This is a genomic window from Streptomyces sp. Tu 3180, assembly GCF_009852415.1.
GTDB lineage: Bacteria > Actinomycetota > Actinomycetes > Streptomycetales > Streptomycetaceae > Streptomyces.
Genome location: NZ_WOXS01000001.1, coordinates 162,813 through 183,002 on the forward strand (window position 1 = coordinate 162,813; position 20,190 = coordinate 183,002).

The window sequence follows — 20,190 nt, forward strand, 5'->3', positions numbered from 1 at the left end:
ACGGCCAGGTAGGCATAGCCGTGCGCGAGGAACACGCAGGCCGGCTTGCTGATGGCCAAGGCACTCAGAATGCGCGTGGCCAAAGGCTCGAGCCAGCCCACGGGAGCTGGCGCACGGACCGTGGGAACCTCAGCAGGGACTCGGCCCTTGTCGAGGAGCTGCTCCGCGAAGACGCGAAGTGGAGAGTTCAACGGGTACCTCCCGTGAAGAAGAGGCGATGTCCTTTGCCGTCCCGTCGGGGGAGCGGAGCGGGAAAGAGGGCTGAGGCCCGACGCGGGGCGGTGACCTTGCCGTGGGGGAACACGAGTCGGGCAGTTCGCCCCTGCGCCGGGGGTTGTGCCTGCCCGGCGGCCCAGGCCGAGGGGAGGCGTCCGGGCCGCTGGACAGGGGCCTATACGGGGCTGGGCTGCTCGCCGACCGGTGGCCGCTGAGCTTCCTCCTGCGCCATCTCATACAGCTGGTCGCGCGAGACGGGGGTGACGCCGTGCAGGCTGACCACGGTGAAGCTGGCCAGCGTCCAGCGGATCGTCTTGTCCCCCACGTACACGTGCTGGAGCTCGCCCGGCCGCCCCTCGGGCGCGGGAAGCGGTTCCAGCGTCACCGGGTCGTGCACCACGCCGGCCACCCCCCACAGCGGGACGTACTCGACCAGGGCGGCCGCCCAACCGCGTTGCAGGGGCGGACAGTTCTCGAGCGCCTCGACCCCGCAGAGCGGATGCACGGGGGGCGCGGCGGTCGTCTCCCCCTCGGCGATCGGTTCCGCGCCGCCCAGCAGATGCAGGGTGCGCTCATCGGCCCGTGCCTGAAGGACGGTCTCACCGCACACCTGGCACAGGCTGTAGCACATGGCGCGCTGCTGCCGGCGGCTGTTCAACCGGCGAAAGTCCGGCCAGCCGCGACCCGGGGCGATCCCCGAGCGCACCCACAGCGCCTCGTAACGCCGATCGGTGACGGGGTCCTCGTCCGCATAACCGATGCCCACGCCGGCGTACCCGACGTGCCGGACGAGCCCGGGTTGAGGAAGGGCCTCGGCGGTCCAGGCCGTGACGTAAGGGACGCGTTGGCCCTTCCAAAAGTGCTGCCGTGTCACAGGTCCACCAGCCCAGGGACGAGGACGGCACGGACGGTCTTGCCGGGGCCTTCCTGGGGCAGGAACCGGGTAACCCGTGCGCCGAGGCGAGCGACCTGCCGCAGCCCTCGCCCCTTCTTGCCGCGTACGGCCGCGTCGAAGTTGGGGAAGGCCGGATTCTGGTCGGAGACGTCGATGACCAGGGCGCCGGCCGCCTCGAGCGCAGCGCTCAAGGAGAGCTGCCGCTCGGACAGGGCCAGGCCGTCGGGCGTTCCGTGCCGCACCCCGTTGTCCACCAGCCGCGCGGCGACCTCAACCGCCCGCAGGACGTCACCGTTCCAGCCCAGGACGGTGACAATACGCCGGGTCCACATGCGGGGCAGGTGCAGCGCCCTCGAATCGCCAGGAAGCTGCGTTGTGAAGCTGTGGATGAGGAGCGCACCAGCCGTGACGCGGTCACGGGCCGCTGGCGCCAAGGGCCGGGACTCGACGGGCACCGGAGACTTCCCAGGAGGTTGATCTTGGCGGGCGGACATCTCGCGAAGGCTCATGTCGCCTCCTTCAAATGCTTCATTGCGACGAGCCGTTCGAGGAGTTCGCCGGCGGTCCAGCCCATCCGGCGCAGGTGCCCGACGGCCTTTCGGTAATCGCCGGGGACGTCGTTGGTGCGCAGGGCGCGGGCCCGCTCGATGAGCTGCGCCACCGCGGTGTCCTGCCCGGCTTCGGTGGCGACGGCGATGGTCACCAGCTGCATGAGGTGGCCGCGGAGCCGCTGGGCGATCTTCTCGACGGCTTCCTCCGGTATGACGTCATCCAGAGCGGATGCGACGTCGTCCAGGAGGGCGCCGCCGTCGAAGGGCTGCCACCGGCGGACCTTGGCCAGGACGTTTCCGAGTGCAGCATGGTCCAGGGGCGGCGTCCACCGCTGTACGGGGCGGAGGAGGCGCTGGACAGCGCCGGGCCCGGTCATGGCCGCCCGTCCGGGACGGCGAGGTGGCACCAGGTGGTGGCCCCGCCGTCGCTGGTCCCCCAAGTGCCGCCGTGAGCGGCGGTGAGGCAGTCGACAAGGAAGAGGCCGCGGCCGTGCTCGGCGTCATTGTCGGCGTCGTGGACGACCGGTCGGCCGGTCGTCTCGTCGTGCACGGCCATGCGCAGGAAGCCGTCGCGCACGGTCATGGTGAAGGTGACCTGTGCGCCGCGGCCGTGCTGGATGGCGTTGGTGACCAGCTCGGACACGATGAGCGTCGCGTCGTCAACCAGCGTCTCCAGACCGCAGTAGCGCAGCCGGGCCGCGGCCAGTCGCCGGGCCGCACCCACCCGGCGGGCATCCCCTTCGGGGATACTCTTCTCGTTCCGGGGCGGGGAGACCTCGAAGCACACGCTCATCCGGTCGTGGGTCCGGCGCGGACTCCCGGGGTGACGAGGGGCGTGAGGTAATCGGTCTGCCACCGCGGCGGCCAGCAGGGGGAAATCAGCGGCATCTAAGGCGGCTCGACGGGCGCGCCCCGAGGCTGGGAGGTGGGCAGTCGTCATGGTCGGCTCCATGTCGAAATAGCGTGTGACGACATGGTGGTGAACCGTAAAGGCCCCAGCTATCAACACTTGTTGATAGTTGGGGCCAAAGCGTCACCCAGTGTGACTTAGTGGGTGGAGACGGGGCCGAGCCACGACCCGTAGGACAGGAAGCTGTCCGGGAGGCGACGGCGAGCGGCCTCAAGGCCCGCGTACGTCTCCCGTACGGTCGGGTGGTACTTCGCTTGCTGCGGGGCGGCCTTGCGTGCCTTGAGCAGGTTCTCGAAGGAGGCGTCGAGGTTGCCTGTCCACAGCAGGGATCGGGCGACCTCCGCATAGTGGTGACTGGTGCGGGAGTTGGGCCAGTCCTTCGGGATGACAGTTGTCTCCGCGGCCTCGACCGATTCGCCGTACTGATCTAGCTCGGCGAAGACAGAGACGCGGTGCACGCCCACGTTGGTCGGCCCGAAGGCGAGCCAGTGAACCTTCATCGCTTCGCCGGTCTCAACTGCGATCTGCTCGGCTTCACCGAGGTGGGTGTGAGCCTGGTCCGCGTCGTGCGCGCGGCCGGCCAGAACCGCGGCGCCGAGGTGGAGTTGCCCGGTGACGACCCGCCGTTCGCGGCTGGCTTCGGCCTGGTCCAGGGTGGTCAGGCCGAGACGTACTAGGCGGCTGCCTGTACGGTACTTTCCTTCGCGCAGATAGGCGAGCGCGCGCAGGTAGTGGTACATGCCGCCGAGGACAGCGTCTGACCCGCGCTGGGCTGCCCAGTCGAGCCGGGCCAGGGAGAGCTGGGCGAGGTCGGGGTATCCCAGCTTCGCCGCGACGTCGTAGGCCGTGCGGTAGAAGCTCGCCAAGGTCAGCCAGCCCTCCCGGGTTTGGGTGGTGTGCGCGGCGGTCGTGCTCTCCTCGATGAGGCCGGCGACACGCGACGCGGCGCTCTTGATCTTCCCTGCCCGCACATCGGCGCAAAGCTGTTCGGCCTCGCGGTGCAGTTCTTCCGGTCGGCGGGCTCGAATGTCAGGGTCCGCGCCCAAGTCGTACACGTCGAGGGCCTCGCGGATAGGCCTTATAAGTACATCGAGTTGGTCGGCTCGCAGCTCATCGGCGTAGGGCTGGCCCTGGATGGTCACCACTTCAACGCGCAGCGCGCGGGCGCACGCTCCCACGACGTGGGGTGAAGCGGGAATGACACCTTGCTCGACCTTCGTCAGGGTGCTGTACGGGATGTTCGCGAGCTCGCTGAGGGCCTTCTGCGTCAGGTGCCGCTCGCGGCGTAGGCGTGCGATTCGGGTACCAGTGTGGTCTTGCGGCAGAGCGTGCATACTGGCTCCTGTTCTGCTTCGACACCAGAACGGTACCCGCGGTCGGCTCCGCGGGTACACGAATAGCCCCACCGTTCGCCGAGCGGTGGGGCTTCGTCTTTGCACCTGCTGAAGGGGACCCGGGGCGGCGATGTCGCGGTGACCACGGACTGACCCAGCCACATAGCGGGCCTCAATGCTGGTAAGGGAGAGAGCCCGCTGCGCCGGACCTACCTGGCGGCTGACGGCTCAAAGCCGCCAACGGGCACCTCTCGCACAGGTATCGTCGTGCGGGCTGGTCTGAGGCCGGTCGTAGCCCGTATCGACGGTGTTCGACTCCAGTGTCCAGCGGCCGCGCCGGTTGTGTTCCCGCAGGAGAAGAAGCCGACTGAGCCGCGCGGCCCGGAGCGTGAGGCGTATGCGCGGTTGCTGAACGTCGTGGGCCGCCGCTTCCAGCTGGCCCGTGAGCTCACTCAGGAACTGGACTGGCTGCGCGGCTGCTCGGTGCCCCGGATCGCCTGGGTGGCCAGGCACATTGCTGATGCCGGATGGACCATGACCGACGTCCGCGCCTGGCTCCACTTCCGCCGCGGCGACGTCACCCGGGTCCGCCGGGGCTCCGGCCTGCTCGCCGCACTGCTGGCCGACGCAGAGACCTTGCTGGACACCCTAGAGAAGCGGGTCACGGCGGTGGAGGACTGGCACGCAGCCCAGAAGGCGACCCGCCGTCACCGCATCCAGCAGGTCCGCGCCCGCACCTAGCAGTTCGAGGGTGACTGGCAGGCCCCCACCAGCCGCGCCGTCACGCGCCAGGTGGCTCAGGCGATGGCCCACGTCCACGAGGCGGCTAACGGCGGCCGCCACGGAGACCAAGCGCCGGTCGCGGACGACCGGTGCGAGGACAGAGGGCTGGCTGACCCGCAGATCGACCAGATGCGTGCCCAGGCGCGGGGCGAGCTCATGCGCGGAGTGACCGATCTGATCGACCTGGCGGTCGACTCCATGGGCCGCGAGGCCGCCGAACAGCTCTACGGCACAGAGCTGATGCGCCGCGCCCGCCAGCTGGCCAGTGCCGCCCGCAGCTCGCACATGACCATCACCCACCGGTAGGAGGCCCTGATGACCGAGACCACCACCCGTATCGAGCAGGCCGCCGTGGACGGTTCGGAACTGTCCGGCGTCGACCTCGCGCGGGTCGCACTGCACGCTCGCCCGCGAGGCTGCCCGCAAGCGCGGCGACAGCGAGGCCCGGATGCCGCGCCGCCGCACCCAGCATGCCGTCAAGCGCGATGGCCGCGAGCCGACCGGGGTCGCCGCCGTACTCCAGGACCTGATGGCGGAGCGGGCCTGGGCCATCCCGGCCGCCGGCGGCAGCGTCCTGGACCGCTGGCTTGACATCGCGGTCGCAGTTTCCTCCCGGCTGCCCGAGCACGTCCAGGCTGTCGCGTTCCACCCGGAGTCCGGGCAGTTGGACCTGCGCCCGGACTCCCCGGCCTATGCCACCCAGCTACGGCTGATCAGTGCCCGGATCATCGCCACGGCGAACCAGGCGGTCGGCACCGACGTTGTCCGCACCATCCGGGTCCTGGCCGCCGGAGCCGCGCCCGAGCCCCGCAGGACGGAGCCCGCCCCGCAGACCGCTGCCGCGCCCCAGGCGCCGGTGAAAACCCGCGAGACGGCCTGTGAGGGTTACCACCAGGCGCTCACCGCGCCCCAGGCGGCCCGGCCTGACCGGCTCGTCGACCCCGCCATCGCGGAGGCGATCGAGTCGCAGACCCGCGCCCTGCGCCAGCTCAGCCGGCATGCCTTCCCCGACCCCGGCGACCGGCCCAGCCCGATCGAAGCCGCACGGGCCCAGCACCGCCGCCAAGCCGCAGCCACCGAAGCCGCCGCGCTACGCCGAGCCCGGACGGAGCGTAATCGCGCCCGGATGGGTGGTACCGACACCAACACCGAGGAGCAGAGGAGCAGACAGCGATGAGCCTATACGGGAAGGCCCGGATGCTGCTCATGCAGGGCCCGGGGCTGGACGCCCCGCCAGCGCCGCTGTCGCGTAGCTGATCACAGTGGGCTTTTTTCGGCGGGCCGCCCGGCTCTTTCTACTGCTATCTCATGCGGCTCGCTGCCATCATCTGCCCTTCTTGAGACCGCCTGCCTCGCCCCTTCTAGACTGGCGACGCCTCACGAAAGGATTGATCATTTATGCGCCCTTTGGACTACCGCGATTACCTGGTTGACCTGCTGAAAAACTCCCCCGACGTGCAGCGAGTGGAAGTCCTGGAGAACGGCCCCTACCCGTATGCGCTGGCGGCGACGGTCGCGGGCCGTGAGCAGCGTTGGCAGGTGATCGGTCAGCTGGCCGACGGCGCGAAGCACAACGACGCGACGCCGCCGATCGAGGGGCAGCCCCCCGCGTTCACGGCAGCTCCGGTGACGGGTGCGCCAGACGCATGGCTGGCTGGCGTGATCGGTTCCGCGGAGCCGGTAGACACGGAACGCGTCGAGGTGTGGTCGACGCGCGAGGGTCACAACGGGCAAGGGCTGACCGTCTTCTTCCGGAACAGCGAGCGTGCATTCGTGCGCCTGGTCTGACCCCTTTCCGGCTCTTTCCCTCCGGCTTCATGGTGCGGGGAGTGATTCCGTCGAGAGGGGACCGGAATGTGTGATCAGCAGGATGGGCGGTTCGACCCGAGTCGGGTCAAGGCGTCGTGTTCGCAGTGCGGTTCGTGGGTTGGTGCGGAGAAGGGCCAGCCGGCCGCGCATCACCAGAAGCCGGGGAGCCGGGAGACATGCCCGGGAAGCGGTCAGCCCACCCAGTGAGTTCCTCCCGTCGGTGGCGGCGCTTGAGGTAGCGCGCGCCTGGCGGCACAGCGAAGCCTTCCTCCTTGACCGGAGTCCGGGGCGGGGGCTTCGCTGTGTTCAGTCGTCCTCGGTGAGCAGTTCGACGAGTTTTTTGATCTGGTCGGGTTCGAGGTTGTGGCGCAAAGCCTTGACTGCGTCGGCTGGCGTGGTGACGGAGATCCTTATCTTCCGCTTGCGGACCATTCCCGCGGGTGCGGGGAGCAGAGTCGGACGGGGGCCGCTCCGCGCGGGCCCGTGGGACCATCCCCGCGGGTGCGGGGAGCAGACGGGGCCGTTCGTCTCCGTCCAGTGCGCCAAGGGACCATCCCCGCGGGTGCGGGGAGCAGGACTTGGCACGGGCCTTGGCGATGTGCCCCTTGGGACCATCCCCGCGGGTGCGGGGAGAAGCTCGGGGCGCCCATCCGCGTGCTCGGCAACTTGGGACCATCCCCGCGGGTGCGGGGAGCAGTCCCGCTCCAGGTCCTCGCCCTGGATCGGCCGGGGACCATCCCCGCGGGTGCGGGGAGCAGGACGGCGCACACCATCCGCCCGACGCGACCAGGGGACCATCCCCGCGGGTGCGGGGAGCAGACGGATGCCACACGGGCCGGATGGGCGTCGCCGGGACCATCCCCGTGGGTGCGGGGAGCAGAGCGAGAAGCCGGCCGCCTCGCCGACCAGGCCGGGACCATCCCCGCGGGTGCGGGGAGCAGAGGTTCACGCCCATCGGGATCGCCTCCCACAGGGGACCATCCCCGCGGGTGCGGGGAGCAGGCTGTAGGTGCGGGCGGTGAGGCGCTTGTCGTGGGGACCATCCCCGCGGGTGCGGGGAGCAGAAGTGCCGGAAGGCGGCGTGGGAGGCGGAGCGGGACCATCCCGCGGGTGCGGGGAGCAGTGGACGAGGATCGACTTCGCGGCCCAGTGGGTGGGACCATCCCCGCGGGTGCGGGGAGCAGCCGCCGGGCCCCTCCATCCGCAAACGGCGCCGGGGACCATCCCCGCGGGTGCGGGGAGCAGGAGGCGCTCGCAGGTCACCCGACCGAGACCGAGGGACCATCCCCGCGGGTGCGGGGAGCAGCTGTTGCGGGACCCGCACCCGGAGCTGACGCGGGGACTATCCCCGCGGGTGCGGGGAGCAGCCCATCGAACCGGGCGCGAGCTGCTGGGCGATGGGACCATCCCCGCGGGTGCGGGGAGCAGGGCTACCCGTCCGACATGGACGTCCGGGCGGCGGGACCATCCCCGCGGGTGCGGGGAGCAGCGGTTGGCCGTCTACTTCACGAAGCACGGCTCGGGACCATCCCCGCGGGTGCGGGGAGCAGGGCGACGGCACGGTCACGGCGGCGGCCTCCGCGGGACCATCCCCGCGAGTGCGGGGAGCAGGACTACGTCTACGAGGGCGCGGCCAAGGAGCCGGGACCATCCCCGCGGGTGCGCGGAGCAGGGCGGGTGGTGGGCGACGGGCCGCCCCTCTTGGGGACCATCCCCGCGGGTGCGGGGAGCAGTCGGCGCAAGCCGGGCACTGGACGCGGCCGAGGGGACCATCCCCGCGGGTGCGGGGAGCAGGCTTTGAAGCAGGCGTGGGAGGAGCACCCGCATGGACCATCCCCGCGGGTGCGGGGAGCAGGGCTTCAAGGTCACCCAGATGAAGGACGGCCGGGGACCATCCCCGCGGGTGCGGGGAGCAGTACCCCTTGCGCTTGTTGCCCCACGCGGCCGGGGGACCATCCCCGCGGGTGCGGGGAGCAGCGGTACCGCGGATCGCTGCTCGGTTGCGCCGAGGGACCATCCCCGCGGGTGCGGGGAGCAGAATGTCATGATGGGCGTGCCGACCGCCCATTGGGGACCATCCCCGCGGGTGCGGGGAGCAGACGTAGGCCAGGCCGGGGCCGGGGAGCATGTGGGGACCATCCCCGCGGGTGCGGGGAGCAGGGCACCGCATCGGGGCCGTCCGGTGTCGCACGGGGACCATCCCCGCGGGTGCGGGGAGCAGAGTTCCTTGATCCGGCGAAGGGGGAGCTCCACGGGACCATCCCCGCGGGTGCGGGGAGCAGATGAGGCCACGCAGGGCGGGCAGGACGATGGAGGGACCATCCCCGCGGGTGCGGGGAGCAGGACGCCGCGTACCGCACCGACCTGATCGCCCGGGGACCATCCCCGCGGGTGCGGGGAGCAGATCGACGAGCTGCGTACAGCGAACTGGCAGCGGGGACCATCCCCGCGGGTGCGGGGAGCAGAGGGGACCGACGAGGGAACGTTCGAGGCGATCGGGACCATCCCCGCGGGTGCGGGGAGCAGCCTCCGAGGGCGTAGCGGCCGCGGGACTCGTTGGGACCATCCCCGCGGGTGCGGGGAGCAGATCAGCGAGCAGAGGGTCTAGTAGACGACGTCGGGACCATCCCCGCGGGTGCGGGGAGCAGGCCGGGTCGTCGCCGGAGACCGCGGGCAGGTGGGGACCATCCCCGCGGGTGCGGGGAGCAGGTCGTGGTCTGGGTGGACGAGGCGGGTGAGGCGGGACCATCCCCGCGGGTGCGGGGAGCAGCGCCCGGCGCCGACCCGCGCACGGTCGTCGTCGGGACCATCCCCGCGGGTGCGGGGAGCAGGGGAGGGAGTCGTCCCCCGCACCGTGCACGCCGGGACCATCCCCGCGGGTGCGGGGAGCAGCTGGCAGGGTCGGCTGCGGCCGTGGCTGCCCAGGGACCATCCCCGCGGGTGCGGGGAGCAGAACTCGAGCCATGCGGCCCGGGTGGCGAGGTAGGGACCATCCCCGCGGGTGCGGGGAGCAGGACGGAGAAGACGGCTTCCCCGACCTGACGTCGGGACCATCCCCGCGGGTGCGGGGAGCAGGCCCGTCCCGGCACTCCCGGCTCCGCGTGTTCGGGACCATCCCCGCGGGTGCGGGGAGCAGGACCCCCGCACCGGCTGGGTCACCGCGCACTGGGGACCATCCCCGCGGGTGCGGGGAGCAGCATTGCGGTCCTTCCGGGTCGGCGGGGTGGTGGGGACCATCCCCGCGGGTGCGGGGAGCAGAAGCTGGGCGCCAACAACATCGCGCACGCGGTGGGACCATCCCCGCGGGTGCGGGGAGCAGGAATGGCAGGCGCCCGGTTGCGGGCCCGGCCGGGGACCATCCCCGCGGGTGCGGGGAGCAGTAGGAGTGATCCAAGCACCGTTCGGGCCGGGTGGGACCATCCCCGCGGGTGCGGGGAGCAGAGACTGACATGTCGTATCAACTTGCGCAACCCGGGACCATCCCCGCGGGTGCGGGGAGCAGAGGTTCTCCGGGGTCCGGAGAGCCATCCTGCGGGGACCATCCCCGCGGGTGCGGGGAGCAGGGCGCGGGCGGGAGCCCCCTCACTTGATCGTCGGGACCATCCCCGCGGGTGCGGGGAGCAGTCTGACCTGCGCGGGTTGTAGTTTCTCCGGTAGGGACCATCCCCGCGGGTGCGGGGAGCAGGAGGCGGGGGAGCTTGCCTCCCCCTCACCACCGGGACCATCCCCGCGGGTGCGGGGAGCAGCCGTACCACTGCCCGTCGACGGTCACGTACGAGGGACCATCCCCGCGGGTGCGGGGAGCAGTACGGCAAATTTGGCCGTAACATCCCGTTCCGGGGACCATCCCCGCGGGTGCGGGGAGCAGGACGTCGTGAACTCCAGCCGGGCCTGGAACAGGGGACCATCCCCGCGGGTGCGGGGAGCAGCTCCTCGCCCGCATCCAGGGCCGCCCCGGACCGGGACCATCCCCGCGGGTGCGGGGAGCAGTGGGCGGCGGGTCTGACACCACGGTAGCGCGCGGGACCATCCCCGCGGGTGCGGGGAGCAGTGCGCTTCGGCTTGGGTTTGGTGGTCCCCGCGGGGACCATCCCCGCGGGTGCGGGGAGCAGTCTTCGGCGGACACGCCCAGGATCTCCGCGACGGGACCATCCCCGCGGGTGCGGGGAGCAGATCGAACCGGGCTACAACGGCGAGCGGAAGACGGGACCATCCCCGCGGGTGCGGGGAGCAGGGACGTCCGACGCCCTGCGCCACGGCGCGACCGGGACCATCCCCGCGGGTGCGGGGAGCAGCAGGACCGCGAGGAACGCGCGGGCCGGGCCCTGGGACCATCCCCGCGGGTGCGGGGAGCAGTTGCCGGCGCCCTGGCCGACGAGCCGGATCTCGGGACCATCCCCGCGGGTGCGGGGAGCAGATACGGATCACGGCCTCGTCGCCGGGCTCCAGGGGACCATCCCCGCGGGTGCGGGGAGCAGCACACCGGTTGGGCGATCAACATGGGCTCGCCGGGACCATCCCCGCGGGTGCGGGGAGCAGTCCGGCCTCACCGAGGAGGCGGTCGCCGCCGCGGGACCATCCCCGCGGGTGCGGGGAGCAGCCGTGACGGGGGCCGGTGCCCGCGTCGCAAAGGGGACCATCCCCGCGGGTGCGGGGAGCAGGGCGGTTGGGGCCCTCGGGGCTAGAACTCGGTGGGACCATCCCCGCGGGTGCGGGGAGCAGATCGACAGCTTCCCCAGGGCCCGCAGGATGGCGGGACCATCCCCGCGGGTGCGGGGAGCAGCCACCCAGCCTGAGAGGAATTCCCATGAAGAAGGGACCATCCCCGCGGGTGCGGGGAGCAGTGTTTCCAGCCATTTAGCGTGTCACGGATTGCGGGACCATCCCCGCGGGTGCGGGGAGCAGCCTGAGGACGCCCAGCAGTTCAGCCGCTACCTGGGACCATCCCCGCGGGTGCGGGGAGCAGTTCATCGCCAGCGGGGCCTGCGGGGTCGCGCCGGGACCATCCCCGCGGGTGCGGGGAGCAGACGAAGCGCGGGAAGCACGGGCACCGGACCCCGGGACCATCCCCGCGGGTGCGGGGAGCAGACACGGTCACGGCGGCCCGCGCGGCGGCCGGGGGGACCATCCCCGCGGGTGCGGGGAGCAGGTCGTCGGTGGGTGCGAGGGTCCACCCTTCGCGGGACCATCCCCGCGGGTGCGGGGAGCAGGCGCGGTAGACGGTGCGGCCGTCGGCTCCGATGGGACCATCCCCGCGGGTGCGGGGAGCAGCATGTCATGACTGATGACGCCTCCGAAGGTTCGGGACCATCCCCGCGGGTGCGGGGAGCAGGCCAGGCGCAGCGTCCCCGACCCGATGTGGCTGGGACCATCCCCGCGGGTGCGGGGAGCAGTGACGCCGTGTCTGTGGTGCTCCGCTCGCACGGGGACCATCCCCGCGGGTGCGGGGAGCAGCGGGGAGCGGGTCGGCCGGCGTACCGGGAGGCGGGACCATCCCCGCGGGTGCGGGGAGCAGGACTACGTCTACGAGGGCGCGACCCGGGAGCCGGGACCATCCCCGCGGGTGCGGGGAGCAGACGGGACCCTCCGTGAGGTTGTCGTCAGGGCCGGGACCATCCCCGCGGGTGCGGGGAGCAGGCGGTGACGGTGTCGGCGAGGTCGGCGCGGCGGGGACCATCCCCGCGGGTGCGGGGAGCAGTCTCTGCGGGTCAAGGAAGGCGGGACGGCCTCGGGACCATCCCCGCGGGTGCGGGGAGCAGCTGTCTACGGCGGCCGCCGCTCCGTCCGGGAATGGACCATCCCCGCGGGTGCGGGGAGCAGTCCCTGCCGTCCGTGCAGGAGATCCGCGAGCAGGGACCATCCCCGCGGGTGCGGGGAGCAGCGCCCTCGTCGTGGGCCTGGGGCTGGACGGCGGGGACCATCCCCGCGGGTGCGGGGAGCAGGCGCTCGACGCACTCGCTCCCCTGGCGGCGCCGGGACCATCCCCGCGGGTGCGGGGAGCAGCCGGGTCTCCTCGGTGCCAGCCTCAGCCCGGAGGGACCATCCCCGCGGGTGCGGGGAGCAGGACCGGTTCCGGCAGATCGACGACAGCGGCGCGGGACCATCCCCGCGGGTGCGGGGAGCAGTGTCGGGGACTGCTGCGGCGAGTCGCCCCGCCGGGACCATCCCCGCGGGTGCGGGGAGCAGAGCCGCCGGTTCGTCACCGAGGTGAAGCCCGGGGGACCATCCCCGCGGGTGCGGGGAGCAGCTCGCCGACTACGCCGCCACCGCCCCCGCCGGAGGACCATCCCCGCGGGTGCGGGGAGCAGCTCGCCAAGGAGTGGGTGCCCGGCGGTACCCGGGGACCATCCCCGCGGGTGCGGGGAGCAGAACTGCCACAGGTCGATGCCCTGGCCCCACTTGGGACCATCCCCGCGGGTGCGGGGAGCAGACCTCGGATGACTCGGTGTTGAAGGGGAGCAGGGGACCATCCCCGCGGGTGCGGGGAGCAGGCCGTCCCGTCCCACAGGTCGAGGCGGTTGACGGGACCATCCCCGCGGGTGCGGGGAGCAGACTGTGTCCGAGGACCGCGTGGAGACGCTGCCGGGACCATCCCCGCGGGTGCGGGGAGCAGGTCAGCAGGGCGCCACCCAACGTCTCCAGGGCGGGACCATCCCCGCGGGTGCGGGGAGCAGCTGATCAACAAGATCCCAGGAGGCACGACCGGGGGACCATCCCCGCGGGTGCGGGGAGCAGTGCTGCGGCTTGCGCGCGCGGTGCCGGACGCGGGGACCATCCCCGCGGGTGCGGGGAGCAGGCCGCGCGCCGGGCCGCCACGCTCGCCGCAGAGGGACCATCCCCGCGGGTGCGGGGAGCAGGGACGTGCTCTTCCAGATGGACGCTGCCGACGGGGACCATCCCCGCGGGTGCGGGGAGCAGGTGCGGTCGCGGCCGTAATCCGGGTGTCACCCGGGACCATCCCCGCGGGTGCGGGGAGCAGACTGGATGACCTGCGGTTTTACTGGCGCCGGGGGCGGTTTCTGAGTACTTTCTCCGATTCCGGCAAATGTGGCATAAAGGGCCCGATCTGCATCAGCCCCTCCCGAAGCGTCGGCGTTTGGCGGCCCTGCTCCAACCAGAGGGCGGCCCGTTCCGGGGAGCCGGGCCGGGAGCGGGTGTGTTCGGGTCGGGGCGGCGGATCAGGGTGATGCCCTCGTGGTCGATCGGGTGCCAGGCGTGGTCGTGGGTGCGGAAGGTGAAGCCCTGCTCGTTGTTGGTTGTGTGGGCCAGCAGGGCGCGGCCCTGCCCTGCGTACTGCTGGACCTCTTCCCAGAGGACGTCGCGGATCCGGGCTGAGGGGTTGCCCACGAACACGCCGGCGGAGATTTCCAGCAACCAGCGGGTGAGGAAGCCGCGTAGTCCGGCCGGGCAGTTGGTGAGGACGATGACGGTCACCAGAGTCCGTCCTCATAGTCCTCGGGACCGTCGTGGTTGACGCCGGAGGCGACCTGGTGGCCGTGGTCGCTCTGGAGCGTGACGACGTCCCGGTCACCGCCGAGGTCGGAGGATCCGACGGTCTCCGGCAGCAGGAGGTGTTTGATGTCGTCGACGCACCGATTCAGCAGGGATGTTTCGTTGATGCGGTCTCGCAGTGCACGGCGGGTGCGGGGGCCGACGTCCTCTTCGTCCTGTGCGGCTACGTCGAAGGCGAGCGGGATGCCGAGCTCCGTCTTGTAGAGGTCGGCGATGTCCAGGACGAAAGACAGTTCGTGGCCGGAGTGGATGAAACCGAGGGCCGGGCTGCATCCCAGGGAGGTGACGACGGCGTGGGCGATGCCGTACATGCATTGGGCGGCGGCGGTGATGGCCTGGTTGACGGCGTCGCCGCTGGTGAAGTCGCCGGGGGTGTAGCGGCGGCCTCGCCAGGGGACGCCGGTGCGGGCGGCTTCGGCTCGGTAGCAGTCCTTGACCCGTCTTCCCTCGCGGCCGAGGAGTTCGTGCCGGGTGAGGCCGGCGGGGTCCTCGTCCGGGAATCGCAGCCGGTACATCTTCCGGGCCACGTCGAGGCGGCTGCGCGGGTTGGCCCACTGCCGGGCCTGGGCCTCCATGAGGGCGGAGGAGCGGCTGAGGGCGCGGCCGGAGGCGTAGTAGCGCACGCCGTGTTCACCGACCCAGCAGACCGCCGCGCCGGTCTCACCCAGGACGCTCATGGCCTGGTGGGTGATGCGGGTGCCGGGGCCGAGGAGGAGGGTGCCGATGGTCGCCGAGGGGATGTGGGTGGTGCCCTCCGCGTCCTGGGCGGTGATGGCGTTGGCGTCACGGTGGACTGTGCAGCGTTCCAGGTAGACGAAGGAGAGGCGTTCATCAGTGCGGGTGAGTTGCCGGGGCGTGAGTGCCGGGCGCCGGGCGACGGTGCTCATGGGATCTTTTGGGCGTGCTGGGTGAGGGGGGACAGGGTGAGGAGGCCGCAGCCGTAGGCGCGGGCCCGGCCGATGCCCTGGGTGAGGGTGCGGCGCAGGGCATCGGGGTCGGTGACCTCCAGGCGTCCTTCGAAGGTGACGGTGACGACGGTGACCGGTTTGTCCCGACGGCTTCCGGAGTCGCGGGACTTGTCGAAGGAGAGGGACCTCGTGTCCCGTATGGCCAGCTCGTACCGGTCTCCGGGGTGGGGCCGCTTGTGGTGGGTGGTGCCTTCGGGCAGGAGCCGCCGGTCGGCCGGTTTCTCGCAGACGCGGAAGCCGAGGCGTTTTTGGCGTTCTTCGTCGAGCAGCCAGCCCATCTGGTGGACGGGTGTGAGGTGGGCGGTGAGTTTGCGGGGTTCGCCCTCCTTGCGGCGGATGGTGTGCACGGGGTTCGCGGTCAGGCGGAACGCCCAACGGTCACCGGTGGTCAGCCGGTCGAGGAGGGGGGCGTAGGGCCGGGTCTGCCAGCCGGGGTTCTCGGGGCCGGCGACGGCGGGCCATCCGGCCTGCTCGACCAGGTGTGTCAGGTCGGGGCGGTCGGGGCTGACGATGTACAGCAGCACCTCGGCGCGGGCCCGCTGGTCCAGACGCCACAGCACCCGTGGCGCGTCGGGCTGCGGGGTGTCGGAGGGCAGGATGTGCGGGAAGGACGACATGACGGCCGCGTGCATCGCCTGGGGCGAGGACAGCAGGCGGCGGGCGCCGGGCCGCGCGGTGTTGACGCGGAAGCGGGAGATGAACATCAGGCGCTCTCATCCTCCAGGACATCGAGGGCGGCGAACGGATCGTGCACGTCCCGCGGGCTGCCACCCGCCGGGATCGGGATGGGCACGACGGCGGTGACGACGGTGCGCAGCGCGTGCCGCCGGTGGGCGGCGTCGAAGCTGACCGGCTGGTCGCGCAGGACGTCCGTCGCTTGGGCGGGTTCGTCGGCGGCCGTCTCGCGCAGCACGGTCAGGGTCTGCGGGATCCGGTGGCGCCTGCGGTACCAGGCGGAGGCCTGCCAGGGCACGCTCGTCAGTACGTCCTCGAGGCGGGCGTCCTCGTGCAGTGCGAGGTCGACCGGCTCGGAGGGCGGGCAGGAGCGCCGGCCGAGGTACGGCGGGTAGACCGGGGTGCCCAGGGCGTCGCGCAGGCCGGTGAGCAGGGCGTGGTCGCCCTCGACGGCGGCGACGAAGACGGCGTCGGCGAGGTAGAACCGCTCGGACAGCGGCATGGACGCGCCGGTGACGCCGTGGTGGGCGGTGTGGAAGTCCCGGATGCGGGTGCCGGGCTGGTCGATGCGGACGGCGAACCGGAGCGCCGCCAGGGGGGCGAGGCGCGTGTCGTCGCCGCGTTCGATGCCGGCCGCCGCGGCGAGCAGGCCGACGACGCCGCTCTTGGTCGGGGCTGATTCGGTGGTGCGGCGGGTGAAACGGGAGGAGGCCCCCCAGGACTGCAGGGGGCCTGCCAGGCGGAGGACGAGCACGCCGGTGCGGCTCATGCGGGCTTCTCCAGGCGTTCGGTGACGGCCTGGCCGACGGCGGCGGCGAGCTCACGCAGCGTGCCGGTCTCGGTGCCGAGGTCGGCGAGCTTCTGCGTGGCGGGGCCGACGCGCAGGACCCAGGTGAGGGTGGTCTCGGGGTCGCCGTAGGCGCGCTCGACGTCCAAGGCGTAGGCGGCGAGCCGGTCGGCGGCCTCGCGCAGGTGCCCGCCGCCGTCACTGCGGACCGGGTCCTCGAAGGCGGCGACGCAGCTGATCGGCCGGGTGGTGCGGAGCTTGACGACGACGGCGTCGGGTTCGGTGTGGTGCCCGAAGGTGTTGATCTTCCCGGTGGGCAGGGAGGAGACGAAGGCCTGCACGAACGCCTCGACGGCCCGGCGCACCGGCTCAGTGCGCGGTTCGTCGTCGCGCAGCCCTTGACCGAGGTTGGCGGCGAGCTGGTGCACGCCGAGCGCGGCGTAGCGGTAGAGGGTGGCGGAGTTGAAGTCGACGGTGCCGATCATTCCGGCGCCGGTCTCCTCGTCCGTGTTCTCGTCGTCGACGGCGGTGTAGTAGTCGGACTCGTTGTCGACCCGGTGGACGCTGAGGGCGTGCGCGACCTGCACGGCGGCGTCGACGTTGATGTCGGCGACGTCGGCGACCATCCGGCCGAACAGAGCGATGTCCACGGAGTGGCGGGTGTCCGCGAGCTCCTTGGCGCGGGCCTTGTTCTCCTTGGTCTTCCAGAATGCCGTGCTGTCGCCGGCGCTCTCGAGTGAGAGGCGGGCCAGACCGTCGAGCTGCCGGGAGCTGAGGAAGACCAGGTACTTGCTCTCGGGGGCGGGGGTGGGGCCTGCGTCCTTCTTCGCCTGCTCGGCCTTCCGCTTGGGAACCTCGGTCTTGAAGCCCGCGGCCTTGACCGTCTCGTCGGCGAGCTGCAGCGCCGTCTCCCGCTCGACGGACGGGTCGAGCCCGGTGATCCGGTCGGCCAGGAGCTCCACGACCTTCTTGGTCCGCACGCCCAGCTCGGCGGGGTCGAGCAGGTGCTCGTCCTTGAAGTAGGTGCGGATGGCTCGCTTCCACGCCTGGCTGGAGACACGGGCGCGGGAGACCCCGCCGTAGACGGCCGTCTTGGGTGCGCCTGTGTCGTCCCGGTTGAGGTTGCTGGGCGGGACGGTCTGCAGGGCGTGCACGTCCAGGAAGATGCGGTTCACGAGGCGTCCTTGTCGTCCGTGTCGGTGTCCGAGGTGCTGTTCTCGTCGGTGCCCGGGGTGGTGTTCTCGCCAGCGGCCGGCCGGGTCCGCCGCTGCTCGTGGAAGGAGCGGCCCCACCGGCGGCGGACGGCGGCGGGCCCGTCGGGCCACTGCCAGAGGTAGAGCTGGCCGGCCAGGAGGCCGTAGTCGAGCGGGATGTCGTCGCGGCGCAGCAGGGCGACGATGTCGCGCAGCCGCTGAGTGAGGGTGACGAGGTCGGGGGCGGTGCCCGCGCGGACCAGGCGCTTGCGGACGGGTTCGTCGACGCCGTCGGCCGGCATCAGGCGCCTCACCGCCGCGCCCAGGCCGCCCGGCCGACGGTGCATAGGAGTGGAGCGAGACTGCTGGTGGAACGCCCACAGGGTGAGGGCCGCGTGCAGCGCGTTCTCGGCACGCACCAGCTCCTGCTCGCTCAACGGCCGCGTCCCCTCGGCCGGGGTGTGCAGCGGATCGGTGTCGATCAGGCTCCACAGGTCGGGCGTCTCACCCGCCTCACGGCCCGCACCGCGGCGCAGGCGGGCGAGAGCGGCAACCGCCGCGGACCTGTCCTTGAGGTACCCCTCCTGCCAGGAGCCGATGAGTGTCGCGGCGAGCTCCGCGACCCGCTGGTGAATCGGGACCGCGACGGGCGGAGCCGATGGGGATGTGGCGGATGCGGTGGTCATGCGTGCACCTCCGGGTCGGTCGCGGCGTGATCGGTTTCCGGCAGGCCGGTGGGCCCCGGCCCGGGCGGACCGTCGTCGGCCGGGGCGGTGCCTCCGTTGCTGTCTCCGGAACCGGGAGAGCCGGGGTCCCCCAGCGCCCGGGTCAGTCGCCCGCGGAACCACACGTCGGCCAGGCCCGCGTTCAGCCAGTGGGTACGGCCCTTGGTGTCGGTCTGGATGCGCCCCTCCCAGGCCGCATCACCTGCGGCGGCGATGAGACGGTCACCGAGACGGCCCACCGTCTCCCGCACCTGCCGCTGCCAGACGTGCCGGTGCTCGAAGGGGTCGGAAGCCTCCGCTATGGCGGACAACCAATTGCGGTACGGATGGTCCAGCGCGTCGAACCCCTCGGCACGGGCCGCGGACTTCGGCCCCTCCTCCTCAGCCCCGGCCGCCCGGGCCAGGTCGGCCGCGAGATCCCCCAGGACCCGCACCGCCCGGTCGGCGTCCTCGGCCGCGGCGATGGCCTGCCGCGCGTACGTGGGGTCCTGCCGGTGCAGCAGAGCGACCGGCATTACCAGGCGGTCGTCGACAACCTCATCGATCACGGACTGCTGGGTCCCGTACCTGACGCCCACCACCCGGGCACGGACGAGGGAACGACGGGGGAGGTGGCCTTCGGTCACCAGTCGGGCGACCCACTCGAGGATCCGCGGCCGCAGACGCGAGGGACCCTCGGCGCCACCGGTCTCCTCCAGCCGGTCGGCGAGCAGCGCGGCGATGCCCCGCCAGGCCGAGCGGGCCGGATCGTGTTCCAGGGGCAGGTACACCGGCGACTGCCCCAGCTTCTTCTCCTGCGCGGGACTGCGCCGCCACGCAGTCATCGGCTCGCAGCGGTGCATGTTCCGCCAGACGAGCGGATCACCGTAACCGAGGACGACACCGTGGACACCGTCCGCATCGTGGTGCAGACGCACCCGGCGCGACTGCCAGGTGTACAGGTCACGGAGACCAGTCGCTGAGCGCCCGTCGGAACCTGGACCGCAGGGCTCACGGCGCCAGGCCGGCCTGTCATCGGGGGAGAAGCCGAGCTCTTCGGTGTCCGCCGCCACCAGGTTGAGCAGCAGGGTCTCGCGCAGGGTGTCGCCCTCCACGAAGACGCCGCCCAACCCGCCCGCCCAGCCGGTGCCGAGCGGGTACACCTTGCCGCTCTTGACCCGGTCGTCGCCGACCATACCGGTTTTGATACCGGAGGTGTCATAGGCGTGGACATGAACGACCCAGCGGGCAGCCTCGGCTAAAGTCAGCCGTTCCACGTCCGGCATCCGCGCGCTGAAGAACGGCTCTCCGACGGGCACGTCGGCCACGATCCGGTTGAGAGAGAAGACCTCGTCCTTCGCCGTGCGCAGCCCGGCAGCTTGGAGGAACGGCAAGTCGGGGTGGAGCAGGTCGAAGTGCCCGCGGTGGGTGTCTAGGTACGCCTCGACGGGGACGAAGCAGTCGGGGTCGCTCCACAGGTCCGCCCAGTCCTCGGTGTTGCGGGGACCGTCCAGGGCGTCGTGCGCGACGGCCAGCAACAGGCGCACTAGGGCGAACTCCTGAGTGGCCAGGTCCCCGACCACCCGGCGCAGGTCGTCCACCTGGGCGAACACTTGCCGCAGCGACAACTCGTCTTGCGTACCGTCACATCTGAGCACCCCGATCCACGGGCGGTCGGTCAGATCGAACGACGGTGGCATGTTCTCCTCCGTCCTGGCCGATTCCGCTCCCACCGCATACACCTCACAGATCGCTGTTCGGACTGTCCTGAGCTACAGAACTTCGACACCAACATCCGCCGCTGCCTGCCAGCAGCCGTGTCGACGACTGATGTGGTCTCTGACCATTGCTAA

Annotated in this window: 16 protein-coding genes and 1 CRISPR repeat array; of the genes, 4 read left to right on the plus strand and 12 right to left on the minus strand. The window is 71.9% G+C overall.

All coding sequences use genetic code 11. The features are described from left to right. Window positions 1–391: 391 nt before the first annotated feature. The 5 genes from GL259_RS00775 to GL259_RS00795 form a co-directional block, all read right to left on the minus strand. On the minus strand, window positions 392–982 hold the full coding sequence (locus tag GL259_RS00775) for a hypothetical protein (RefSeq protein WP_159528286.1): 591 nt from the start codon (window positions 980–982) through the stop codon (window positions 392–394). A 104-nt stretch (window positions 983–1,086) separates the two neighbouring features. Continuing rightward, window positions 1,087–1,443: a hypothetical protein gene (locus GL259_RS00780; protein ID WP_159528288.1), complete on the minus strand. Its 357-nt coding sequence runs from the start codon at window positions 1,441–1,443 to the stop codon at window positions 1,087–1,089. Between the two features lie 173 nt (window positions 1,444–1,616). After that, window positions 1,617–2,039 (minus strand): DUF6415 family natural product biosynthesis protein, encoded by a 423-nt coding sequence (locus tag GL259_RS00785; protein WP_166461399.1) that lies wholly within the window; start codon window positions 2,037–2,039, stop codon window positions 1,617–1,619. After that, complete coding sequence (locus GL259_RS00790; RefSeq protein ID WP_243762151.1) at window positions 2,036–2,386, minus strand: ATP-binding protein; 351 nt, start codon at window positions 2,384–2,386, stop codon at window positions 2,036–2,038. The genes GL259_RS00785 and GL259_RS00790 overlap by 4 nt, the downstream gene beginning before the upstream one ends. Window positions 2,387–2,709: 323 nt before the next feature. Next, complete coding sequence (locus tag GL259_RS00795; protein WP_159528292.1) at window positions 2,710–3,906, minus strand: helix-turn-helix transcriptional regulator; 1,197 nt, start codon at window positions 3,904–3,906, stop codon at window positions 2,710–2,712. 405 nt (window positions 3,907–4,311) lie between these two features. Here GL259_RS00795 and GL259_RS00800 point away from each other — a divergent pair, with 405 nt between their 5' ends. The 4 genes from GL259_RS00800 (at window position 4,312) to GL259_RS00815 (ending at window position 6,477) form a co-directional block, all read left to right on the plus strand. Then, the gene (locus GL259_RS00800; RefSeq protein WP_159528294.1) at window positions 4,312–4,647 is read left to right on the plus strand and encodes a hypothetical protein; all 336 of its coding nucleotides are present in this window, start codon (window positions 4,312–4,314) and stop codon (window positions 4,645–4,647) included. 171 nt (window positions 4,648–4,818) lie between these two features. Further along, the gene (locus GL259_RS00805) at window positions 4,819–4,995 is read left to right on the plus strand and encodes a hypothetical protein (protein ID WP_159528296.1); all 177 of its coding nucleotides are present in this window, start codon (window positions 4,819–4,821) and stop codon (window positions 4,993–4,995) included. Window positions 4,996–5,137: 142 nt separating this feature from the next. Next, window positions 5,138–5,866 carry a DciA family protein gene (locus GL259_RS00810; protein ID WP_243762152.1) on the plus strand — a complete coding sequence of 243 codons (729 nt, stop codon included), beginning with the start codon at window positions 5,138–5,140 and terminating at the stop codon, window positions 5,864–5,866. A 221-nt stretch (window positions 5,867–6,087) separates the two neighbouring features. Then, complete coding sequence (locus tag GL259_RS00815) at window positions 6,088–6,477, plus strand: hypothetical protein (RefSeq protein ID WP_159528298.1); 390 nt, start codon at window positions 6,088–6,090, stop codon at window positions 6,475–6,477. A 445-nt stretch (window positions 6,478–6,922) separates the two neighbouring features. Then, window positions 6,923–13,477: a CRISPR direct-repeat array (repeat unit 29 nt; unit sequence GGGACCATCCCCGCGGGTGCGGGGAGCAG). Window positions 13,478–13,569: 92 nt separating this feature from the next. Here the strand turns inward: GL259_RS00815 and cas2e are convergent. From cas2e to casA, 7 genes are read right to left on the minus strand one after another with little or no spacing between them, the layout of a single operon-like run. After that, the gene (cas2e, locus tag GL259_RS00820; RefSeq protein WP_159528300.1) at window positions 13,570–13,932 is read right to left on the minus strand and encodes a type I-E CRISPR-associated endoribonuclease Cas2e; all 363 of its coding nucleotides are present in this window, start codon (window positions 13,930–13,932) and stop codon (window positions 13,570–13,572) included. Next, entirely contained in the window at window positions 13,929–14,897 is a 969-nt protein-coding gene (cas1e, locus tag GL259_RS00825; RefSeq protein WP_159528302.1) for a type I-E CRISPR-associated endonuclease Cas1e, read from the minus strand. Before cas1e ends, cas2e begins: the two co-directional genes overlap by 4 nt. Further along, window positions 14,894–15,682: a type I-E CRISPR-associated protein Cas6/Cse3/CasE gene (gene cas6e, locus GL259_RS00830; RefSeq protein WP_159528304.1), complete on the minus strand. Its 789-nt coding sequence runs from the start codon at window positions 15,680–15,682 to the stop codon at window positions 14,894–14,896. The genes cas1e and cas6e overlap by 4 nt, the downstream gene beginning before the upstream one ends. Continuing rightward, complete coding sequence (gene cas5e / locus GL259_RS00835; protein WP_159528306.1) at window positions 15,682–16,422, minus strand: type I-E CRISPR-associated protein Cas5/CasD; 741 nt, start codon at window positions 16,420–16,422, stop codon at window positions 15,682–15,684. Before cas5e ends, cas6e begins: the two co-directional genes overlap by 1 nt. Continuing rightward, the gene (gene cas7e / locus GL259_RS00840; RefSeq protein ID WP_159528308.1) at window positions 16,419–17,615 is read right to left on the minus strand and encodes a type I-E CRISPR-associated protein Cas7/Cse4/CasC; all 1,197 of its coding nucleotides are present in this window, start codon (window positions 17,613–17,615) and stop codon (window positions 16,419–16,421) included. The genes cas5e and cas7e overlap by 4 nt, the downstream gene beginning before the upstream one ends. Beyond that, complete coding sequence (casB, locus tag GL259_RS00845) at window positions 17,612–18,319, minus strand: type I-E CRISPR-associated protein Cse2/CasB (RefSeq protein WP_159528310.1); 708 nt, start codon at window positions 18,317–18,319, stop codon at window positions 17,612–17,614. The genes cas7e and casB overlap by 4 nt, the downstream gene beginning before the upstream one ends. After that, a complete protein-coding gene (gene casA / locus GL259_RS00850; protein WP_159528312.1) occupies window positions 18,316–20,037 on the minus strand; it encodes a type I-E CRISPR-associated protein Cse1/CasA in 1,722 nt (573 codons plus the stop codon). Before casA ends, casB begins: the two co-directional genes overlap by 4 nt. Window positions 20,038–20,190: the final 153 nt, after the last annotated feature.